Origin of the sequence: Luteitalea sp. (assembly GCF_022842525.1) — a bacterium.
GTDB lineage: Bacteria > Acidobacteriota > Vicinamibacteria > Vicinamibacterales > Vicinamibacteraceae > Luteitalea.
Genome location: NZ_JALHPM010000051.1, coordinates 15764 through 36513, shown reverse-complemented (window position 1 = coordinate 36513; position 20750 = coordinate 15764). Strand labels below are relative to the sequence as shown.

Here is a 20750-nt window from a genome sequence, read left to right as displayed (position 1 = left end):
GAGGCGCTGTAGCCGTTATGCGCAGGGCCGATCGCCACCGGGCTGCACCAGGCGGCGGTGAATCCGCCGCCTGGCCGGATGCTCACCATAACGCGGCACTTTCCATAATCCTCGTTATGCAGAGCTCTGCATAACGAGCACGCGCAAGTCGACTTCTTCGAGGTCGTCGTGGACGTCGCGGGCGTGCGTCGCAAGGCCTGGCTCTTTCTGCTGCGGCTGATGTACTCCGGCCGGGACTTCGGCTGGATCTACGAGCGGCAGGACCAGATCAGTTTCCTGGACGGGCACGTCCGCGCGTTTGCGCACCTGGGTGGCGTGCCGGCACGGATCGCCTACGAAAATCTCACGCGGGCGGTGGCCAAGAGCCTCGCCGGCCGTGAGCGCGCGCTCACGCGGCGCTTTGCCGCGCTGGTCTCGCACTACCTGTATGAGCCGAGTTTCTGTCGGCCCGGCGTCGGCCACGACAAGGGCGGCGTCGAAGCGCGAGGCAAGGCGGTGCGCCTGCAGGCGCTGACGCCCATCCCGTCGGCCGACTCGCTCGACGCGATCAACACGGCGCTGCTGGCGCAGCTCGATGGCCGTGTCGACACGCGGCGCGCCGGCACCACCGAGACCATCGCCGCACGCTTTGCCGAGGAAGCGCGCCGGCTGCGGCCGCTCGACGTGCCGTTTGTCGCCGAGGCGCCGACGACGGTCAGCATCTCGCCGCGGGCCCTGGGCCAGGTGCACGGGGCGTGGTACTCGGTGCCGTGCGAGTGGGCCGACCTGGATCTGATCGCGTGGGTGGGCGCGACCGCGGTGACGATCGTCGGCCGCGACGGCACGCGCATCACCCATCCCCGCCAGCCCTTTGGCGGCCGCTCGATCGACTACCGGCACTACCTCCGCGCGCTGGCGACCAAGCCCAAGGCCGTGCGGGAGATCCTGCCGGATCTCCTGCGCGATCTGGGCGCGCCCTTTCCGGCCGTGTGGGATCAGCTCGTCGCCGATCACACGCCCCTCGATGCGGCGCGGCAGCTGGCCACGATCCTCGGGGTGCTGACGGCCGAGGGCGCGTCGGCCGTGATCCCTCGCCTCGAGGAAGCGCTGCGGACCGGCGCCCCGGTGCGACTCCCGCGGCGCGCCACGCGCGCCGTCGCCCTCGACGACGAGGCGCTGCCCGCGACGCTGCGCGACATCGAGGTCGCCAGCGGGATCGCCGCCGATTACGACCAGTGGCTCCAGGACGGTGCCGCATGAGTGCGCCGACGATCACGCGCGATCTCGTGGTGGCGCACACGCGGGCGCTCAAGCTGCCGGGCGTGGCGCGGCACTTTGAAGCGCTCGCCCGGCAGGCGCAGGAGGCGCACTGGACCTACGAGGACTACCTGCACGAGGTCCTCAGCGCGGAGCAGGTCTCACGCCACGAGTCGGTCATCCGGCAGCGGCTCCGCGAGGCCCGCTTCCCCGAGGTCAAGACGCTCGACACGTTTGACTTTGCGTCGGCCGAAGGCGTCAACCCGGCGCAGATCCAGACGCTGGCGCGCGGCGAGTGGGTGACGCGCCCCGAGAACCTGATCCTCGCCGGCCCCATCGGCACGGGCAAGACGCATCTGGCGATCGCGCTCGGCGTCGAGGCCACGCGGCAGAAGCGACGCGTGCTCTTTGTGCGCGCGGCCGACCTGGTGCGTCAGCTGCTCGAGGCGCGCGATGGACGCGAGCTCGGGCGCCTGCAGCGACGGCTGCTCACGCAGGACGTCCTGATCGTCGACGAGCTCGGCTTCGTCCCGTTTGATCGGGTCGGCGGCGAACTGCTCTTCAACCTGCTCGCCGATCGCTACGAGCGCCGCGCGACGGTGGTGACCACCAACCTGGCGTTTGCCGAGTGGGTCACCGTCTTTGGCGGCGACGAGAAGCTGACGACAGCGCTGCTCGATCGGCTCGCGCACCACGCCACGGTGATCACGACCAAGGGCAAGAGCTATCGCATGAAGAAACGGAGAACCAGCGCCGCGTGACGCGGCGCACGGCCTGCCTCGCACCGAGGGCGGGACAGCGAGCCCCGCGGCTCGCTCCGCGTACAATCGAGGCCCCTCGGGTGGATCACTTTCCGAGCGGCCGACTGGTCTACTTTCTGAGCGGCGCCCGCATCCATCACATTCACCTGGTGCCAGGCGATCCGAACCAGTTCGCCGACTACTACGCACGGCTGTTCGTCGCCAGACAGGTCGAACGCGGTGAGTTCTGGGGCCACCCAGGTGTTAGAGACGCCAGGTCGGTGCTTCTCTTCAGCCCCGGGGCGAATGACCGCCGAGGCGCCCGCGCTGTGGTCTGGCAGATGGGGTGGGGCAAGGTCAGCCTCGGTCAGTCGTATCGCCAGCACTACGCACAGGAAGTGGACTGGGCACCGCCGTACGCGTCTCTCTCGGCCGAGCTCCACCTGCACGTCCGCACGCGCGACGCCAGACTCGCGGCCGAGTGGTATCGCGACGTGCTTGGCGGGTCGATAGAGGTCTCCCGCGATATCGACGCGGCACAGGAAGGCATGACGACGGCAATCGTGCGCTTTGATGGCCTCACCCTGGCGCTGCACGTCACCAGCGAGTCGATCGCACCGTCCCGGGATGCGGGCACCGTGGACCACGTCGCCTTTGCCGTCGATGCATTCAGTGATCTTTCGATCGGTTCGTCTGTCCAAGCGCCGGGCGCTCCGTACACGCTGCGATCAAAAAGGACCGCATTTGTCACCGCGCCGGACGGACTGCGTATCGAACTCGTTGAAGACAAGTGACGAGGCCGGCCGCCCCATCCGAGCCCGTTGGTTCCAGCGTCTCCTTCACGCTTCCCGGCACGGGCGTACCGTCTTCCGCCTCGTCTCACGATGGCCTGCGCATTGTGAGCGTTCACAGTGGTGCCGCATGGTGTCGCGGAGCGCCTGCTTGGTTACACTTCGGTATCGCAGCGCCGCCAAAGGTAGACTCTCTGCGACGTCATCTCCGCGTGGCACGGCACACATCAAAGGCCATGCGCGGGAGTTCACCGATGCTCGGCTCGGTGCCGTCCGCACCGGCACCGTGAGTTGGACAACATGTGCGTGACCATCTCGAGCGCAGTGCCATTCGCGATCCCTACCTTCGTACGGCCGTGGGCACTCGCGGCACGATTCGCATTCCACTCGCAGAGGTAGCGCGCGTAGAGCGGGCGGATGGCCCTGCCTCGTCCGGTGTGACGAACTTTGCGTTGCACAAGGTGCCGGACGCGCGCTGGCTTTCGAGCGGGTCCGGCGTCAACGGCGCGGCCGCACAGGATGACGTGAATGATGCGTCTATCGCGGTCCCAACTGATATTGCCGTCGGGGCCGCCGCTGTCATCTCCGAGCTTGCGAGCAAGTGCGGTGCGCCCCTCTCTGAGCAGAAGTCGTAGGCCGGCGTGCTTCTTCGGTGGCCGGCGGCGAGTAGCCGGGGACGGAGTCGTAGCGCTCGACCCTGATGTCCTTCGCCGCTCCTCCGTTGTGCCGGGCAGTAGCAGGCCGAGGGCTCGAAGGGTTCCGTAGCCGGTCAGCGCTTCTCTGTCGACCAGACGGCGCCGGCATGCCACTCGGGTGCGGGCTGGCCGGCGCCCGCGAGCCGACGCACCAAGGCCTCGACAACGTCAAGGAGCCGCGCCGCCGCCGTGAAGTCTAGCCGCTGGGCCATGCTGTCCTTCGGGGAGTGATAGACCTCTCTCATCCAGCGGTCCTGTAGCGCGTATCCGTCCATGCCGTCGACGTTCGCCTTGGTCCCGGCGACGAGCCAGACCGCCGGAATACCGGCCATCGCGAAGGGAAAGTGATCACTTCCGGCGATGGGCGTGTGTTCAAGGGCCATCTCCACGCCGACGTCCCGTCCGGCATCGACCGCGAGCTCCCCGAGTTGCGAGTCCTTCCCGCCGAGCGCCACAAGGTTAAAGAGTCGGTGCTGCATCAACGTGGCGCCGTCGATGTTCACGTTGGCCACGACCTTCAGACCCACTCGAGCGAGCTGATCGACCAGCACCATGCTTCCGACCAAACCCGCTTCTTCAGCGTCCGTGGCCGCGAGGATTACGGTGCGCGACGGCGATGTCACTGCACCGAGTCGTTGGCCAAGTTCCAAGAGTGCCGCCACGCCCGACGCGTTGTCGACCGCACCGGGTGCGATGCGACGGCGCCCCGTCTCGTCTGCGACCACGCCAATGTGATCGAGATGCGCCGTTACGACGATGGCTTCGGACGACACCGGCCCGAATCGGCCGACCACATTGATCCCCCGGTGGGGGCGGCTGGAGCGCGTCAGCTGCACTTCTGCCGTCTCGCCGTCCGAGGTACTCGCGCTCCTCACGACGGCGGACGCCTCCTGACTCAGAAAGATCACCGGTAGCGCAGCACCGACCGATGAAGGCCGCAGCTCGCCTTGGTTACACCAGGTCCGTCGGCCTCTCCACTCTGCAGAGTTGACCGCGTCCGGCAGCAGAATCAGCAATGCGACCGCTCCTGCCGCGCGTGCCATCCTCCGCTTCTCTGTGTAACGCGCGCTGAGTTCGCCTGCCACGCCGGTGGTTCCTGGCAAGGGGCCTGATTCACTCCAGGCCATATGCGCGATCTGAGTGGCGGCGAACTCGCTGAGCTCTCGGAAGGCTAGCGATGTTAGCGAAAGCGTCTCACCGGCTCCAGGCACGACGCAGAGCTGGTCAGGTGGTATCCGAGTCGCTGGTTCGTCGCGAGCACGAACCTCCAATGCGACGGCCTCGGTCCTTGTTCGCGTGGCGTCGAAGCGCACCCGCAGGTCGTCCCCGACCAGTGGCCGGGCTCCGTACTTCTGCAGGACGTCAGATACGTATCGTGCTGCTCTGGCGTACTCCGCTGTCCCGGAGAGTCGGCCTCGCATGCGCTCGTGGGCCAGTACCCGCATGTGCTGCTCAATGCGAGACGCCGTCCCCGTTGTGCCATCGGCTGCCTGTCGCTGAGCGCGAAGGGCAGGGGTAGACCACCAGACGATGGCGATAAGCAGCAGGAGTCGCGCTCGCCACCAACAACCAGACGATCGACTCGCCGAGGCGCGTGCTGAAGGCAGCGGTAGGCTCATATGAGGTCGGTCCCGAAGGTTACCGTCTGAGGCTGACGGCCATCGTCCAGCAAGGATAGCGCGGAGGTCGACGGCGACGCAGCATGTCTAGTTCTCCGGTGCGATGATGCCCACCGGCAGTCGCTGCGTCCCATGGCTGGTGGTCACGACCAGCGCCGACACGTTCACCGCCTCGTCCAGTGGCACGACGAACCGGACGGCGTTCGTCCCCTCGAGCGGCTGGCTCGGTCCCTCCCACGCGGTCCGGCCGTCGGGCAGCACGAGGCGTGCGTGCGCGGGCCCCTTCTCTGGGTCGTGTGGAGCCGTCACCGACAGCACATCGCCCTTCGGAAATACACGCGCGGTGGTCGGCGCCAGGTCTGTCCAGCGAGACAGGCGTGGATCGATGAACGGGGTCGGCACGATCGAGAGGAACCGCGAGGCGACCAGGAAACCGGTGGGCCAGTACGGGTCCTTCGGGACGACGATCTCGAGGTACACGGACCCGCCGCGGCTGCTGCCAGACTGGAGGGCGGCAACGCGGAGCTGATGACGGCCGGGCGCCAGGTCCACGGCCCACACGCTGCGCAGACTCGAGGCGGCCAGTACCGTCCACTGGCCGGCAGTAGGCCGAAGCGTCACGAGGCGGCGGGTGCCGTTGGCCGCCTTGCCCGACTCGTTCACGGTGAGCACACCCTGCTCGAGTTCGAGGATGCCGTCAGACGTGCGCTGGCCCACGCGTGTGCCGTCGATTTCGACGATCACCGCCATCGTGGTGTTCCTTCCAGTCTTCGCGACGGGCACGGCTTCGACCCCTATAGGCAACCCATCCTCTGGCAAGACGCCTGACAGGAGACGACGCAGACCTGCCGTCAGGCTGCCCGGGATTTTCAGCGGTGGCGTCGGCGGCGCACCCGCCGCGCGGTACCCGCGACGGGCGAGCACGCGCACCCCCTTGCGCTTGACCCTGATCTCGATGCTTCGATACTCGTTCGCCTTGAGCGCGCGCTCGGGCTCATAGGCCAGTACGTAGTGGGTGCTGGCATCCTGGAGCACGCGGTCGATCCCGCCGAGTGGGTCATTCGTGTCCATCAAGGAGACGCCACCAGTCAGCGTGGCCAGGTCCCGCGCCATCTCTCGGGACTGGCGGGCTTCCAGCAGGATGTCGCTGTACTCGCCAGCAGAGACGGGGGCCTGCAGCCCTGATACCTGGATCAGGTCGGCGTCTGGCACGTCGAGGCCGTTGGGATTCAGCGGATAAATGGCCACGTTGCCCACCGCCGCCGCCGCGAGCACGTCGTTCATCAGACGCAGCGAGCCGCTGCCGGCGTTGACCCGGTCGGTTCCGCGAGCGCTGGGAATCCGCACCTCCATATCCGACATCCCCGCGCCGTAGGACGACCCCTCGCTCAGCAGCACTAGCGTCTTTCGTCGTCCCGAGATCTCACGCAAGGCGAGGGAGACACTTTGCAGCCGCTCGCACAAGCGCTGGTAGTGGTCCAAGCGTTCGTTGTCGGTGTGGTTGTCGCGATACCGCTTCGCGTACATCGTCTTGTCCAACAGGCGCCGCCCGGTAAACGTGTCGATCATCCGCGTCGCATACCTATGGTCGCGTGTGAAGAACCCGGTCGAGTCGGTCGAGCTCGTGGTGACCACGAGCAGGAGGTCGCTTGGCTCGAGCTGCGACACCAACCGCCGTGCGGCGGCGCGGGCTACCTCGGTACGCCGGACATCGACGTGCAGGTCGTCAAGGATCAGCGCGAACACGCGCGACTCGGCAGCGAAATAATTTGAGGCTGGCGAAGGGATCGTTATCGGAGGCGACGCACCTGTGACCGGCGGCAGCGTGGGCTCAGGCAGGGCCAGTCCCTTCGCCGGATGCGTGAACGGGATGAACGACCGCACCGTCTGCGCGACGCCCTCCTCGAGGACCTCGAAATCGTCGGCCCGCAAGCCCGTCACGGGCTTACCGTCGCTGTCGTGCACCAGCACACTGACCTCGACACGCGTCACGTTGACCGTGAATGCGGGCGAGTCGAGCGACGGCCGCTGCGGCGCATCCGGAAGCGCCAAGTTGGGCACGCCCCTCGGCGACTGCGCCGCAGTCGGGTTCGTCCAGGCTGCACAGACCACCAACACACCGACTACGCGAGCGATTCGTAGCATCATTCTGCAGGAGACTTCCCGACCCACGTCCAGGTTGAACGCGGCCCTCGGTGCACAGCTACACAGTGCCGCGTCGTGATGTTCGAGTACGACGACAGTGTGGCACAGGTGGCCGGCGGCGCCCGGCCACGCCCCTTGACGGGCTGCAGTGGTGGTGTGGCGGACTGGTAGAGGGGGTCAGTCTTTCAGCGTGAACGTCACCGCGATGGCGACCGTCACCGACACCGGCTTTCCGTCACGCGTCCCTGGCTCGAAGCGCCATCGCTTCACGGTGGAGATCGCGGCGTTGTCGAGGCCGTGAACCGTGTCCAGCGACTTGACCACGCTGACCTCGCCGACCGTTCCATTCTCAAGCACCACGACATCCAGGATCACGTCACCCTGAATCTTCGCTGCCAGGGCTTCAGCGGTGTACTGAGGCTTCTCCTGGTGCACGACCGTTGGCACCGTCGTGCCGTTGCCGGGGCGCGAGGCCTGCGAAACTGGCTCTGTCGAGCGGACCGCATCCACTCTGACGGCCGTGTCGTCGTGCCCTGCAGCCGACAGCATCGGCACCGCTCGGATGACGAGGGTCACGGCGAGGGCAAGAACGGTCAGCGCGGCGCTGGTTACGGCAAATCTACCTCTTGGCTGCATGCCTACCTCCTGGTTGACGATGAATGCCACGCGATCGGGGAGATGCCGGCGTGTGAAGAACGGCGTGGCGACCGTCGCCGGTTGTGTGCTGTTGCCTGCAAACTGCAGGAGTGCCTGCGCGTACGCTCGACGGTCTTGGGTGACGGCAATGGTCTGCGCGTCCACCATGAGCTCTCGAGCCAGAGAGGACCGGGACACGAGATAGCGCGCCGCCGGGTGGAACCACAGGAGCGATGCCCACGCAGCCTCAGCCACGGTCCACAGCCAATCCCATCGCTTGACGTGCAGCAGCTCGTGACAGAGCACGGCGTCCACCGTGTCAGACGCCATGTCGCGTGTGGCGAGCGGGAGGAGGACGGTGGCCCGCCGTAGCCCGAATGTGACCGGCCCCTGGACCTCGTCGGAGAGGCGGACGTCCGCGTCGGTACCCAGGAGCGCGTTCAGCCGCGATACCCGCGGTCCAAGGGCACCCACGTCTACCGCCCGCCTCCGGAGCCCACGCAGCCGAAGGAGCCCTAGAGTGAGCAGGCCGGCCTGCCAGGCGGCTCCCACCATCCACACGAGCCACAGGACGCCTGTGATCGCTGGCCATGCCGCATGTGCGCTGTTCGCGGTTCCCAGCACCGCGGGCACAACACGGACCGCACTGTCAGCCGCGCCGGCAGACAGGCGCGGTTGTACCAAAGGCAGTGCTGCTGCGCCCAACAGGGCAAGGTGCCAGAACTGGGCCGTTGACGTCGGGTGCCGCAGGACGAACAGGCGCGACACACACGCGGCGGCCACGGCAAGCGCAAGCAGCTGCGCGCTGTAGACAGCAAGGTTGGGCAACCAGAGCGTCATGCCTTCTTCTCGCCATCCACCAACGCCCGAAGGGCCCGACGCTCCTTGGCCGTCAGCCCCTCGTCGCTGGCGAGGTGTACGAGCAGCGGGCGAGCGGAGCCCTCGAACACCCGTTGCACGAACTCGCGCACCATCGACGTCACCACCTCACTCTTGGGCCTGGTAGGCGTATAGACATGCGCGCGCTCACCGGGTGACCGCGCCAGGTGCCCCTTCTTGAGCAGGACGTTCATCATCGTCTGCACACTGGTGTAGGCGATGGACCGCGTGTCGAGAAGGGCCTCATACACGTCGCGCACCGTGGCGCCTTCTGTCGACCAGATGACGCGCATGATTTCAAGTTCCTGGACGGTCAGAGTCTCAGACGAAGGACGCATACTAATTAATTAGTACGAAAGAATTCGTGTGTCAAGTTCCCCAATGCCAGGCGGGGACGTGGACGCTGTCGCCGCTCCGCACGCCGAGTGCCGACCGATTGACCAGGCTCTCGCAATATGTATGATCGCTACATGTCCTGTGACGACATAAATGCTCGCGACCTGCAGCGGGGGAGCGCGGAAATGCTGGTGCTGGCACTGCTCGAGGAGCGTCAGCGCCATGGTTACGAGATCGCCCAACTGATTGAGCAACGGTCTGGAGGCGAGATCTGCTTCCAGGTGCCTTCCCTGTATCCACTGCTGTACCGGCTGGAGCGGCGCGGACTGGTCGAGGGCCGATGGGTCGAGAAGGCAGGCGAGCGCAGGCGGCGGTTCTATCGCCTCACGGCCGCGGGGCGCACAGCGCTCGGGGCGCAACGGCGGGGGTGGAACTCCTTGTTCGAAGCCCTCGACCGCGTGGCCCGCTTCCGCCAGGCATAGCCACGCCGTGACTGACTGGCGCGCCTACGTTCGTGAGCACATCTGTCCCGCAGATCGCAGCGCCACCATTCCGGCTGCCGTGATCGACGAGATTGCTACGCAGCTCCAGGACGTGCACGATGCCGTGCTCCGGGCAGGCGGCACACCTGAGGAAGCGGTCGAGCGAGCTCGCCGCGAGGTCTCGGACTGGTCTGGACTGGCGCGCGAGATCGCCCACGCCAGGACGCCTGCCCTTGCCGGGGCCGGTCCTCTCCTCGTGGTTGTCGACGAACTCCTGAAGCGCCTGCCATTCGGTGACGATGGTCTGCGCCGCGCCGCCTCAGTCCTGTGGCGTAGCCGCGCCTTCGTGGCCCTGACGATCCTCGTTGTCGCCCTGACGGTCGGCGGGGCAACGGCGTTGCTACAGGTCGTGGACGCCGCTTTCCTCAAGCCGCTGCCGTTCCCCCAGGCGGACCGGATGGTCGTGGTGCTGCCATTCTCCATCGCGGAAGGGAAGCGCTTCGGCCGGTTGCCCGGGGAGTTCGTGGAGGCGCTGGATGGCCTCGTCGACGCGCCGACCTCGGTCTGGCCCGGCCGCGTGACGGCATTCACGACGCCCGAGCGCCCGCAAATCTGGGAGGGCGCGATGGTGTCGGTCAATGCCACGCGCCTGTTCGGAATCGTCCCGGTCGCTGGTCGCCTCCTGAACGACGAGGACTTCCGCACGACCGAGGGGCCGCTGCCGACGATGATCGAGGAAGGCCTATGGCGGAGAGCGTTTGGCGGATCGCACGAGCGTCTCGGCCGCGTGATCAAGGGCGATCGGCAGGATCTACACATCGTGGGCGTCTACAAGGCCGACCTGGTGATGCCGTCCTTCGCCAAGGTGCTCGCGCCCACGTTCATTGCGCCGGACCGCGACGTGACGACCGAGTGGATGCTCGGCCCGATCGGCCGACTCCGCGCAGGGCTGACGCGCGAGGAGGCCGAACGAACGATCGCCGCGCGTGTGGCGGCCGTGCATGCCGACAACACGCCGATCCGCGAGGTGCGGGCCGAGGTCGTGCCCCTGCGGGAATACATGTTCGGGCACGACCGTACGTTCTTCCGCCTGATGGCAGGCGCCGCCATCGCCCTGCTGCTGGTGGGCACGCTCAGCCTCGCTGTGCTGCACATCGCGCGCCTCCAACGCCAGTTGCCAGAGGTCGCCGTTCGCCTCGGGCTTGGTGACACGCCAGCACGGCTGCGCCGACGTCTGCTGGCGCACGGCATGCTCGCGACGGCGATCGGAGTGCCGGTGGTGGTCGGTACCTCGCTGGGGATCGCGCACTGGCTGGATGTGCCCCACACGATGGATCGCAGCCTCGCGATGCTGGCCTCGACCTCTCCGCGGCGAGTGATGGTCTGGGGTGGCGCGCAGGCGATCGCCGTGTCTCTTGTGGGGCTCGTGCTCGCGGTGAGCATCGCGCTCCGCCGACGTACCGTGACTCGGCTGAGGCTTGTCGAGACGCTGCACTGGCGTGGCTCGACGCGGGTGCACGTGGCGTTGGTGGCCACCCAGGCAGCATTGGCAGTCGTGCTCCTGGTCGCCGCGACGGCCGCCGTACGGACGTCGGCCGCCATTGCCCGAGAAAGCACGGGCATTGCGGAAGAGGACCTGTATTTCGTGGGCCCCAGGCTGCCGCTGACACGGTATCAATCCACGTCACGCGGCGAATTCTGGCGCGCTGTTGTCGATGAAGTCGCTGCTGACCCACGCATCATGTCCGTCGCTGCGGGCATGCAAGTCCCCGTGTCGGGCGATCCGCCATGGGCCTCCATCCGTGGGCGCGAGGGCTCCGACTACATGCAGCGCGGCGGCGTCGTGCCGATGAGTCGCGAGTTCCTCTCCACGCTTGGCGCCCGGCTCGTCGCCGGCCGTGTGCCGAGCGCGGACGAAGAGGCGTCCAGTGCCATGGTGGCGGTCATCAACGAGACGGGCGCCCGCGCGTTCTTCGGGAACGCCTCGCCCCTTGGACAGAGTGTCGACACGCCGTGGTTCGGCGCCCCGTATCGCATCGTGGGGGTCGTGCGAGACATCCGGTTCAGCGAGACCGTCCCGGCCATTCCTATGTTGTACGCGCCGATGTGGCGGCAGAGATTGCTGCCTATGACGCTGGCCGTGCGGACGCGCCTGTCGCGCGAAGAGGCGCAGGGCGCGGTCGAAGACGCCATCAGGCGGGTCGAGCCGCTCGCGGCCGTGCCGCTCCCGCAACCGTTCAGCGACCGCCTTCGAGGCTGGCGAGCGCGACCGCGCTTCTTCGCGCGCGTGTTCACCGCAGGCGGCGTCGTCGCGCTGCTGCTCACCGCGCTCAGCACGATCGCGATCATCCGTACGGTCGTCGCAGGCAGGCAGCGAGAACTGGGCATCCGACTCGCGCTCGGTGAACCCATCGCGCGCGCCGTCAGGCGCATCATGCGCGCCGTCGTCATCGCGGCGACGCTTGGCGCGTGCCTTGGCGTGGCGGCCGCCAGGTACGGCAGCCATCTCGCGCAGGCGCATCTATCGGACCTCGAGATGCTCGACGCACAGAGTCATGTGGTGCCGGTAGTGCTGGTCATCGGTCTGGTCGTCACGGCCACCTACATCGCGTGTCGCCATGCCGTCGCGACCACGCCGATGGATCTGCTGAGACAGGAACGACGCACATGAGTCTTCGAACGCCGTATTCACTGCTCGCCGGAATCATGTTGTCCGGCGTTGTCCTCGGGACGCCATTGCTCGCGCAGGGGCCCGCCACGGTGGTCATGCTCATCGACGACACGCAGGTACGCCCTGGTGACGGCCCGCGCGTCGCCGAGCTGATCGACACGCTCGAGCGCGACCTGCTGGGCGCGTCAGCAGCGTTCGGCATCGTCACCGTGGGGCCCGCCGGCCTGAACATCGACCTGACCAAAGACCGAGGACGGCTTCGTGAGGTCAGTGAGGCGGCTCGGGCTGGTCACCTCGAGTTCAAGGGCGCTGCGAATCCCGAGATGGCCGCCGGGGCGCGGGTGGCGAGCCTCGGAGGCGTCATCAGCGGTCTCGCGACACGTCCAGGGCCTAAGGCTGTGATCATGGTCGGCCGCGCGGCGACCGTGACCGATGCGCAGCGCCCAACGTGGAACGCATTGCGACGCGACGCGGACAGCGCCCGCCTTGCTGTCGCGTGGTTCGACTTTGGACCTACGGCGTGCGAGTCAGGCCCACCGACCACTGCCGCGGCAGTCGTCGCTGAGAGCCTCTGTGCGCCCCTGTCGAGCAAGTCCAGCACGACCAGCGTGTTGCTGGCACTCAGGAGACGGCTCGAGCCGTGAGGCGAATCACTGCCGGCGACGCGGGTTCATGAGGACATCGACGCTGTCGCCGCCCGCCACAAAGAACCCCTTCACATAGGGCAGCGGCTCGCGCAGCACATACATCCAGACCGATGACAGGCCGGGGGGCCCGACAGGCTCGGATCCCGTGCATTCGTACTCGACGCCGTCGAGCGTGAAGCGCAGGACGCGTCCGTCGATGGTCGCGACGCCGTAGGGTACTTCTGTCTGCGGTGGTTCGGCGCTGAAGAAGACCGTCCCGTTCTTCTCGCCCAGCCCCAGGCCGACGGCGTGCGCTGTCGCCAACGTGCCCGGTCGGTCCGCGTTGAGGACACGACCTGCCCGGCGAATCGTCATGCCGGCGACGGTCAGCACGGGGCGGTTGTCCTCTCGGCGTGTGCGCAAGGCCGCTAGCCGTGCCAGGCCCGCGACGGACACCGAGGTCACCTTCACGACGTCGCCAACACGATGACCTGTCTCGCGCTGCTCGAACAGATCCAGAGTGATGCTGTCGCCAGGACGAATCGTGCCGGACGACTGCACATCGGAGAACGTCGCGAGGCCGCTATCAAGCCGGAACGGAGAGACATACGTCCGCTGGCGTGGCGCGAACGCTTGCATGGCCTCATGCAGCCGAACGGGCCGGAAGAGCAACTCGACCCCGCCGGTCCGAGCCTCGAGTCGCAGTGCGTAGGCGAACCGCGCATAGCCGTCGCCGTCGACGATCATGCGATAGACGTCGCCATCCTGGACCTGCACGCGCGGCTCAAGGTCACGGCCGTTCGGCCGGACGCCGGTCACCGACAGCTCCAGCTCGATGCCGTCCGCCACCGTGATCCGCGCCACCGCTGGTCCGGAAGTCTGGGCCAGGACCGGGGCGCCCATCGTCCAGGCCATCAACGCGATCGTTCCGAGCCTGTGTCGACTATTCATGGGGTGCTCCTGTTCACATGGATACGCGGGTTGTCGATCGCCTGGAATCCCTCCAGGTCGACGGTGCTGACCGCCGTCGCGGTCGTCTGCGACGCAACAGGGAGGCCTGGGGTCACGACCAAGGGCCCACTCAGCTCAAGGTCATGGCTCGTCAAGGCAGGCAGGGCCGCGGGCTGTTGCATCACGATCAGCAGCAGCAGTCCGAGGGCCGAGGCGTAGGCTAGAGACAGCAGCCCGGATCGCGAGCGTTTCGCTTCATAAGGGCCGGGAAGTCGTGGGTCGGTCAGCAGCTCGTCGAGGCGGAGGCGCGTGGTCTCCGAGGGCGGTGGGGCGACCCAGGCGGCCAGTCTCTCGTTCAGGTCGTCGGTCATGGTCGGACTCCAAGGCGAGCCACGCTTGCGTCGCTCGCGTCGCGTCCCTCGAGCAGGCGCCGCAGGCGCCCTCTCGCGCGGTGCAGACGTACACGGATGACGAGGCTGGTACTCCCCAGTGCCGTGGCAATCTCTCGAGGCGAGCAGCCGTGGTACGCGGACAGGATGATCACTTCGCGGTCGGTGGCAGACAGGGCCTCCAGTGCGGATCGGACCGCAAGGACGTGCTCCGGTTGGCCGGAGACGCCGGCCTGCAGAGACGGCTCGCTGTCGACTTCCCGTCCTGCCTGACGGCGCTGCTCGCGCGCCACATTGCGCACCACCCCGAAGAGCAGCAGGGCGAGCTGCCCTCGCGCGGTGTCCACCCGGCAGCGTCCATCGAGAATCCGCAGCACACTCTCGTGCACCACATCCTCGGCGGAGCGCTCGGAACCGGTCAGGCGATACGCGAAGGCGAAGAGATCACCGGCGCGGTCGCGGTAGACCTGGCGAAGGTGAGCCCGGAGCGTGTCCGGCGCGGGCGGCTCGGGAAGCGGCGTCACGTGGGTACTTGCGCCGAGAGGGCCGTTTCGTTACAGGCCCCGGGAAAGCGGGTGTCTGAGGGGCCCCGACGTCAGGCCCCTGCATTCCTCGTGGCCCACAGGGAGATGAGCACCGCGGCCACCAGCAGGGCCGGACCAACGTACTGGGTGCTGCCCTCAGCGACACCCAGGCGTGGAGCGAGAAGGTGCCATGCCAGCCAGAGCACGGCAGCCGTCGCCATGATCAGACCAGCCGTGGCATTGGCGGAATACCACGCCTCAGGCGAGCGCATCGCGTTGGCGGTGCGAAAGCCGTAAAGACGGTTCATCGGCACAAGGCGCGCGATCAGCGGAACGCACAGCACGAACACCAACACGGGTCCGAGAAGCTGCATCTACCCACCTCAACATTGTTGTTGGCGCCAGTCTGACACCGTGCTTTGTGGCGCGCTTGGACCAGAGTCACGTCTCCGCGCTCCACCTATATGCCTTCAGGACGCGATTCTACGTGACCCGTAAGATTCTCGCCGTTTCGCGAGTTCTACAAACAAGCAGCCTCCACCAGGCGGGCCGCGACGAGCTTTCGTCCACGCACGCGCTTCAGTAGCCCGTGCGTCCCACCTTGTCTCGCGCATCACATCCGATTCGCGAGGCAGCGCCCGCGCCGACGGTCCAGACCCTCGGCGTGTTTCTGGAGGTCCACATGTCCAAAGCCAATGGCAACGTCAACGTGGTATCCGTCCGCATCCTTCCGAACGATTCGGCCAACTCGCCCCAGGGCAAGCTCGCCGATGCGGAGGTGCACTTCGAAGCCGCAAGCGGTCCCCTGGCGGGACTGCGTCTGATCGGCTTCGCCATCTGGGAACGTCGCGACGGAGGTCGCAACGTGACGTTCCCGGCGCGCGTGTACTCCGTCAACGGAGAACGCCGCAGCTTCGCGCTGCTCCGTCCCACTGATGGCGACGCCAGCGCGCAGGACACGATGCGGGAGCTCATCCTCGACGCGTACACCCGCGTCGCGGCCGACTGACCGCTCGTCCTTCAGGCGTACCGGATGGTGAGGCTCAGGCCTCCCATCCGGACCCGGTTCGTCTTCGACAGATTCCGCCGCGCTCGCGCGGCCCGGCTTGTATGCAAGGAGTCGATCATGGACACTGCCGCGGCCCACGTGCATTCTTCGTCCCCGAGCGACAGCCCCACGCTGCACGCGGTAGTCACGCCGCGCGCGCTCACGGTGACCGCGCAGTACACACTGTCGGAGGCCGGACGCAAGGCCTCGCTGCTCAGTGGGGGAGACGGCCGCGCGTCGCAGCGGCTGGAGGTTCAGGTGCCGACGACGCGGCTGCATCTGGTGACCGTAGACGCCCAGGGCATCGCGCGCCTCAAGCTGGCGCCGCGGTTCGAGCTGGGCGACGACCAGCAGGTCGTGCGCCACAGCGGTCCGCCTGTGTACGACATGCCCCCGAGCCTCGAGGACCTGTTCCGCGACGCGGCTCGGAACCACGAGCTGGAGCGTCTGTTCAAGGGGGCGCGCACCGCGAGCCGGCTGCGTCGTCAGGACGAGGACCAGGACTACCGCGCCTCGATCGCCGAGGCGTTCTTCGCCGACCACGCACAGCGCGCCCTGCCGCATCCGCCTCCCAGTCCACGCCGTTGCCTGATCGGCACGGAGCGCGGCCGCCTCACGTTCGATGTGGAGCGGGACGCGGGTCGGGCACGTGATCTGCCGGTTGAGGCCTACCGTCGCTTCAAGCGAGACCTCGAGGCGCGCCGTGTCCAGAACCGCGAGCGTCGAGCAGAGCAGGAGGCGCTGCATGCCGAGAAGGTGCGGGTGATCGCCGAGTGGGTCAACACCCACGGCACTCCCGACCAGCGCGCGCGCCACGCGGCTGACCTGCTGCCCGAGTCCGAGGTGATCGCGGTACTGACGGACGAGGCGTTCGCCGCCGTCAACGACCGACCCCGCTACGCCCTCGACGGCCTCGCGCGCCTCACCGAGCACCTGCGCCACGTCACCGGCCGCAGTGATATCGTCATTCCGCCGGCCGAACTCGTGATCGAGGGCAGCGACGCCAAAGCGGCGACGCCCGAGCAGTGGACCGTCATCGACGCCCTGCACCGCGCCCTGCCCGACACGAAGGTGATCCTGCGGCAGCACCGGCTGTCCTGGCGGCGCGAGTCAGACCTGCCGGCCCTCGTCGTCTATGGCGTGCTGGTTACCCGGCGCGTCGGTCCGTTCGCCTTGCGGCGCGAGTTCGCCGTCCCCGGTGAGGTGACGCGCCCCTGACCTGACGTTCTTTCTGTGAGCTCTCTCGCTGTGGCCAATCCCGGTCACGCATCCGTCTCCCCCCGAGCGCGGGACTACTCCCGTGGCGCGGTCAGCCCAGCGGGTGGCGACCGAACCCCTCTCGTCTACGGTTGACCCACTAGGTCAAAAAGTGTTCTAGTGCGTCAATCGTGAAGAGACCGACTCCCGAGGAATTGCTCCCGCTGCCGGCGGCTGTGTTTCACATGCTGCTCAGCCTGGCTGAAGGCGAGCGTCACGGATATGCGCTCAAGCGCGACATCGCTCGGCGTACCAACGGCAAGGTGAATCTCGCGGCCGGCGCACTGTACGGCTCGATCAGCAAGATGCTGGCGCAAGGCCTGATCGAAGAATCGGACGAGCGCCCTGACCCACATCTCGACGATGAGCGGCGGCGCTACTACCGGGTCACGGCATTCGGACGTCAGGTCGCGCAGGCGGAAACCGCCCGGCTGCGCGAGCTGGTGGACATCGCGACGGCCCGATTCGGGCGCCCCGTTCCGGCTGAAGGGCACTCATGAGTGCCTCGCTGAAGTTCTATCGCCTGCTCATCAAGCTGTATCCCGCGAACTTCCGCGAGCAGTTCGGAACGGAACTCGAGCGCCAGTTCCGCGACGACTACCAGGCCGTGCGTCGTAGACGAGACGTCGCGCGGCTGTGGCTGTGGATGCTGGCAGATTTCCTGATCTCCATGCCGACGCAGATAGCCCGCGAAGTGTGGCAGGACACGCGACATGCCTTGCGGATCTGGCGAAGGAGCCCCATACACACCGCCGTGGCGGTCGTCGTGCTTGCCGTCGCCGTCGGCGCCAACACCGCGGCCTTCAGCGTCCTGAACGCGCTCCTTCTTCGAGCGCTGCCCTTCCACGACCCGTCGCGTTTGGCAATCCTGCAGAACTTCGGGCCACCTCGAGACGAGTTCCACACCTGGCGGCAACAGAGTGCTTACCTCGCCGACGCTGCACTTCACGACACATTCGACGTGAACGTCGACGGCGTGGACGTGGCGCAACGACTTCGCCTGACAGAGACGTCGTCCAACTTCTTCTCCATGCTGGGCCGACCGCCGGCGCTTGGCCGTGCGTTCCTGGCTGGCGAGGACGTGGCGGGGCGCACTGCGGTCGCAGTGATCAGCTATGGCATCTGGCAGCGACTCTTTGGAGGCGACGCACTCGCCGTCGGCTCTACCCTGCGCGTGAACGGAACGGCACTCACCGTCGTCGGCATTGCCCCGCCAGATTTTGACTACCCGCAACACACCGAAATCTGGACGCCGACCACCTTCGACTTCGAGAGAATCCCGAAGACGGGTGCCGTCATGATGTGGACGACTGTCGGTCGCCTCAAGGGCGGCGTCAGCTGGGCTGCAGCGCGACAGGCGTTCGAGGCGGAAGCCGTTCGGCGCGATCCCTCGAGTATGGAACGCGACGCGGTGAACCGGCCGGCGCTGGTACCCCTTCAGACACAGCTGGCCGGCCACGTAAGAAATGCCGCGCTTCTGCTGATGGCGGGAGTCGCGCTGCTCCTGCTGCTCGCGTGCGCGAACCTTGCGAATCTGCTGCTTGCGCGCACCGTCAGTCGGTCCAACGAACTCATGATCCGCACCGCGTTGGGCGCCAGTCGAGCCAGACTCACGCAGCAGCTGTTGACAGAGACACTCCTGCTGTCGTTCATCGCCGCTACGGTGGGCCTGTTGATTGCGCGCTGGGCCATTCAGGTCGTCGGACTCCTGCAGCCGCCTCAGCTTGTGGTTCAGGCCTACGCCCTGCTGGATGTGCGCGTCCTCGCCTTCTGCGTTCTCCTCTCTGTCGCGACCGGACTCATCTTCGGGGTGGGGCCGGCCTTGTACGCGACCCGCGCCGCCCTGCGCCCAGGCGGCCGGACCGCCACGGCGGGCGCAAGACATGCGCGAGCCCGTGCGGTGCTGGTCGCCGCCCAAGTGGCGATCACGGTGGTGTTGCTGACGGCTTCTGCGTCGCTTGGCAGGGCGTTCTTCGCCTTGGTGCACGCCGACAGCGGCTACGATGTGCGCTCCGTCGCCACGCTGAACGTCTCGTTGGCCGGGACGCCGTACGAGGACAACGCGAGCGCCTCCGGGTACTACGAGGAAGTGCTGCGCCGAGTCCGCCAGGTCCCAGGGGTCGACGCTGCGAGCGGAACGCAATCGCTGCCGCTGAATACCGATGCCTTTGCCGGCGGTCGCTTCAACGTCGACGGCAAAGGACCGCTCACAATCGTGCCGACGGTGAACGTGTGGCCCGGCTTCTTCCGAACCATGGGCGGTCGTGTGATCGCCGGTCGTGAGTTCTCGAGCGACGAGTTGCTGGCAGGTGATGGCCTCGTCCTCGTGAATGACGCCTTCGCGCGTCTCTTCGGGGAGCCCGCGAGCCTGCTTGGCCGCGCAGTCACGGCTGAGGGCCGCACCCCGATGCCCATCATCGGTGTAGTCCGAGGGCTGCGGTACGGGGCCGCCGTTGACGAAGATCCGCAGATCTTTACGGTGAGCCGCGCCCCGCGAGCCATGACGATCGTCGCGAAGGTGAGGGGGGCGGCTCGGGACCGTCTTGAGATGATTCGCGAAGCGGCCCAGTCCGTGGACCGAAGGGTACCCATTTTCGACGCAAAGACGATGGAGCAGAGACTGGAGGCCGTGCTGGCGCGCCCGAAGTTCTATGCCACCGCCGTTACCTTCTTCGGCGGACTTGGGCTGCTCCTTGCTGTCGTCGGGATCTACGGCATCGTCTCATTCAACGTCAGCCAGCAGACTCGCGAGATGGGCATTCGGCTCGCGCTTGGCACGACGCCAGGACAGGTGAGACGCGCCGTGCTCGGACGCACCTTGCTGGTGGTCAGCGCTGGCGCCGTGGTGGGGCTTGTCGTCGTGAGGGCTGAAGGCGAGCAGCTTCGCATCCTGATTGCCGGCGCAGACGCTGGCGTGCCCGCGGTGTCGTTCATGGTCGTCATCGGGACGACGCTGGTCGCTGGGGCGGCAGCCTGGCTGGCGTCCCGACGGATTACGAGCCTTGACATCGCAGATGTGCTCCGTCCGGATGGGGCACAGTGAGCGCCTGGCTCGTTGGGAAAGCGGCGCGAAGGCCGAGAGAGCGCGTTCGCTCTGAGGCGGCGGTGGGTGCGCGACTTGGAGGAACCACCATGCTCTTGCGAGTTCACACTCTGTCGGCGGCACTTACTGTCTTGGCAGGCCAGTTCACGACAGCACACGAGCCAATCCGCTCAGCCCGGGAGAGCGTTCAGAGCGGCGAGTGGAACGTGAGGAGTTCACAACACGCTGTTGACGCATCAACGGGACGGCTCGGATTCTCTCTGGAGTGCACGTCCTGCCCGAGCGTCACCGGTCCAGACGGTGGCACCTACCTCAAGATCGAGCAGGAGCCTATCGTTGCTGCTGTGCGCGCAGGCAGCCCTGCAGCGAGTGCCGGCCTGACAGCCGGCGACGTGATTGCGGAGGTCGACGGCGCGCCGATCCGGTCCGACAGAGCGATGATGCGGCTCCTCGCTATTCAGGCTGGGTCGCATTTGACGAAAGTTGAGCTTACGGTGAGGCGAGGCGACCTCCGCCGCGCACTCAGCCTGACGGTAGGCGCCACGTCAACCGGCGAAGCGATACGTAAGCAGCAATAAGGTCATTTCACTTGGTGGTCTCCTGCCTGCCCGGCGCGGCGCTGAACGATTCCTCATCTCGAGGGTTCTACAAGTAGCGGCACCGCTGTCTTCTGTGCAGATGC

Annotated in this window: 19 protein-coding genes; 11 read left to right on the top strand and 8 right to left on the bottom strand. The window is 67.1% G+C overall.

The window, feature by feature from the left end; all coding sequences use genetic code 11:
* Positions 1-126 precede the first annotated feature (126 nt).
* From Q0C41_RS12470 to Q0C41_RS12460, 3 genes are all read left to right on the top strand, one after another.
* Positions 127-1239, top strand: a complete 1113-nt coding sequence (locus tag Q0C41_RS12470; RefSeq protein WP_291984105.1) for a DDE-type integrase/transposase/recombinase — start codon at positions 127-129, stop codon at positions 1237-1239.
* Positions 1236-1997, top strand: coding sequence for an IS21-like element helper ATPase IstB (gene istB, locus Q0C41_RS12465; RefSeq protein WP_291984104.1), 762 nt, complete (start codon positions 1236-1238; stop codon positions 1995-1997). Before Q0C41_RS12470 ends, istB begins: the two co-directional genes overlap by 4 nt.
* An 80-nt stretch (positions 1998-2077) precedes the next feature.
* Positions 2078-2770, top strand: coding sequence for a VOC family protein (locus Q0C41_RS12460; RefSeq protein WP_291984103.1), 693 nt, complete (start codon positions 2078-2080; stop codon positions 2768-2770).
* Positions 2771-3536: 766 nt separating this feature from the next.
* Here the strand turns inward: Q0C41_RS12460 and Q0C41_RS12455 are convergent.
* From Q0C41_RS12455 to Q0C41_RS12440, 4 genes are all read right to left on the bottom strand, one after another.
* Positions 3537-4505, bottom strand: a complete 969-nt coding sequence (locus tag Q0C41_RS12455) for a M20/M25/M40 family metallo-hydrolase (RefSeq protein ID WP_291984102.1) — start codon at positions 4503-4505, stop codon at positions 3537-3539.
* Positions 4506-5168: 663 nt separating this feature from the next.
* Positions 5169-7142, bottom strand: coding sequence for a VWA domain-containing protein (locus Q0C41_RS12450; RefSeq protein ID WP_291984101.1), 1974 nt, complete (start codon positions 7140-7142; stop codon positions 5169-5171).
* A gap of 261 nt (positions 7143-7403) precedes the next feature.
* Positions 7404-8702, bottom strand: coding sequence for a M56 family metallopeptidase (locus tag Q0C41_RS12445; RefSeq protein ID WP_291984100.1), 1299 nt, complete (start codon positions 8700-8702; stop codon positions 7404-7406).
* Complete coding sequence (locus tag Q0C41_RS12440; RefSeq protein WP_291984099.1) at positions 8699-9079, bottom strand: BlaI/MecI/CopY family transcriptional regulator; 381 nt, start codon at positions 9077-9079, stop codon at positions 8699-8701. The genes Q0C41_RS12445 and Q0C41_RS12440 overlap by 4 nt, the downstream gene beginning before the upstream one ends.
* A gap of 117 nt (positions 9080-9196) precedes the next feature.
* On the opposite strand from Q0C41_RS12440, the gene Q0C41_RS31415 reads away from it, so the two are divergent.
* From Q0C41_RS31415 to Q0C41_RS12430, 3 genes are read left to right on the top strand one after another with little or no spacing between them, the layout of a single operon-like run.
* Positions 9197-9559, top strand: a complete 363-nt coding sequence (locus Q0C41_RS31415) for a PadR family transcriptional regulator (RefSeq protein WP_367079209.1) — start codon at positions 9197-9199, stop codon at positions 9557-9559.
* Positions 9560-9566: 7 nt separating this feature from the next.
* Positions 9567-12230, top strand: coding sequence for an ABC transporter permease (locus Q0C41_RS12435; RefSeq protein WP_367079208.1), 2664 nt, complete (start codon positions 9567-9569; stop codon positions 12228-12230).
* Positions 12227-12874 (top strand): hypothetical protein, encoded by a 648-nt coding sequence (locus Q0C41_RS12430; RefSeq protein ID WP_291984097.1) that lies wholly within the window; start codon positions 12227-12229, stop codon positions 12872-12874. Before Q0C41_RS12435 ends, Q0C41_RS12430 begins: the two co-directional genes overlap by 4 nt.
* 6 nt (positions 12875-12880) lie before the next feature.
* Here Q0C41_RS12430 and Q0C41_RS12425 read toward each other — a convergent pair whose 3' ends face one another.
* The 4 genes from Q0C41_RS12425 to Q0C41_RS12410 form a co-directional block, all read right to left on the bottom strand.
* A complete protein-coding gene (locus Q0C41_RS12425; protein WP_291984096.1) occupies positions 12881-13807 on the bottom strand; it encodes a hypothetical protein in 927 nt (308 codons plus the stop codon).
* Complete coding sequence (locus Q0C41_RS12420; RefSeq protein WP_291984095.1) at positions 13804-14178, bottom strand: hypothetical protein; 375 nt, start codon at positions 14176-14178, stop codon at positions 13804-13806. Before Q0C41_RS12420 ends, Q0C41_RS12425 begins: the two co-directional genes overlap by 4 nt.
* On the bottom strand, positions 14175-14720 hold the full coding sequence (locus Q0C41_RS12415) for a sigma-70 family RNA polymerase sigma factor (protein WP_291984094.1): 546 nt from the start codon (positions 14718-14720) through the stop codon (positions 14175-14177). Before Q0C41_RS12415 ends, Q0C41_RS12420 begins: the two co-directional genes overlap by 4 nt.
* 71 nt (positions 14721-14791) lie before the next feature.
* Positions 14792-15094 (bottom strand): SdpI family protein, encoded by a 303-nt coding sequence (locus Q0C41_RS12410; RefSeq protein WP_291984093.1) that lies wholly within the window; start codon positions 15092-15094, stop codon positions 14792-14794.
* 308 nt (positions 15095-15402) lie between these two features.
* Here Q0C41_RS12410 and Q0C41_RS12405 point away from each other — a divergent pair, with 308 nt between their 5' ends.
* The 5 genes from Q0C41_RS12405 (at position 15403) to Q0C41_RS31410 (ending at position 20646) form a co-directional block, all read left to right on the top strand.
* Positions 15403-15729: a hypothetical protein gene (locus Q0C41_RS12405; protein WP_291984092.1), complete on the top strand. Its 327-nt coding sequence runs from the start codon at positions 15403-15405 to the stop codon at positions 15727-15729.
* A gap of 117 nt (positions 15730-15846) precedes the next feature.
* Positions 15847-16986, top strand: a complete 1140-nt coding sequence (locus tag Q0C41_RS12400; RefSeq protein WP_291984091.1) for a hypothetical protein — start codon at positions 15847-15849, stop codon at positions 16984-16986.
* 224 nt (positions 16987-17210) lie between these two features.
* Entirely contained in the window at positions 17211-17525 is a 315-nt protein-coding gene (locus Q0C41_RS12395) for a helix-turn-helix transcriptional regulator (RefSeq protein WP_291984090.1), read from the top strand.
* Positions 17522-20068 carry an ADOP family duplicated permease gene (locus Q0C41_RS12390; RefSeq protein WP_291984089.1) on the top strand — a complete coding sequence of 849 codons (2547 nt, stop codon included), beginning with the start codon at positions 17522-17524 and terminating at the stop codon, positions 20066-20068. The genes Q0C41_RS12395 and Q0C41_RS12390 overlap by 4 nt, the downstream gene beginning before the upstream one ends.
* A gap of 89 nt (positions 20069-20157) precedes the next feature.
* The gene (locus Q0C41_RS31410) at positions 20158-20646 is read left to right on the top strand and encodes a PDZ domain-containing protein (RefSeq protein ID WP_367079207.1); all 489 of its coding nucleotides are present in this window, start codon (positions 20158-20160) and stop codon (positions 20644-20646) included.
* The last annotated feature ends 104 nt before the right edge of the window (positions 20647-20750 follow it).

Coding starts and splice junctions, on each gene's coding strand:
- Q0C41_RS12445 (WP_291984100.1), bottom strand. CDS start 8,702: ATGACGCTCTGGTTGCCCAACCTTGCTGTCTACAGCGCGCAGCTGCTT.
- Q0C41_RS31415 (WP_367079209.1), top strand. CDS start 9,197: ATGTATGATCGCTACATGTCCTGTGACGACATAAATGCTCGCGACCTG.
- Q0C41_RS12390 (WP_291984089.1), top strand. CDS start 17,522: ATGAGTGCCTCGCTGAAGTTCTATCGCCTGCTCATCAAGCTGTATCCC.
- Q0C41_RS12410 (WP_291984093.1), bottom strand. CDS start 15,094: ATGCAGCTTCTCGGACCCGTGTTGGTGTTCGTGCTGTGCGTTCCGCTG.
- Q0C41_RS12420 (WP_291984095.1), bottom strand. CDS start 14,178: ATGACCGACGACCTGAACGAGAGACTGGCCGCCTGGGTCGCCCCACCG.
- Q0C41_RS31410 (WP_367079207.1), top strand. CDS start 20,158: ATGCTCTTGCGAGTTCACACTCTGTCGGCGGCACTTACTGTCTTGGCA.
- Q0C41_RS12395 (WP_291984090.1), top strand. CDS start 17,211: ATGCTGCTCAGCCTGGCTGAAGGCGAGCGTCACGGATATGCGCTCAAG.
- istB (WP_291984104.1), top strand. CDS start 1,236: ATGAGTGCGCCGACGATCACGCGCGATCTCGTGGTGGCGCACACGCGG.
- Q0C41_RS12430 (WP_291984097.1), top strand. CDS start 12,227: ATGAGTCTTCGAACGCCGTATTCACTGCTCGCCGGAATCATGTTGTCC.
- Q0C41_RS12440 (WP_291984099.1), bottom strand. CDS start 9,079: ATGCGTCCTTCGTCTGAGACTCTGACCGTCCAGGAACTTGAAATCATG.
- Q0C41_RS12405 (WP_291984092.1), top strand. CDS start 15,403: ATGTCCAAAGCCAATGGCAACGTCAACGTGGTATCCGTCCGCATCCTT.
- Q0C41_RS12400 (WP_291984091.1), top strand. CDS start 15,847: ATGGACACTGCCGCGGCCCACGTGCATTCTTCGTCCCCGAGCGACAGC.
- Q0C41_RS12455 (WP_291984102.1), bottom strand. CDS start 4,505: ATGGCACGCGCGGCAGGAGCGGTCGCATTGCTGATTCTGCTGCCGGAC.
- Q0C41_RS12425 (WP_291984096.1), bottom strand. CDS start 13,807: ATGAATAGTCGACACAGGCTCGGAACGATCGCGTTGATGGCCTGGACG.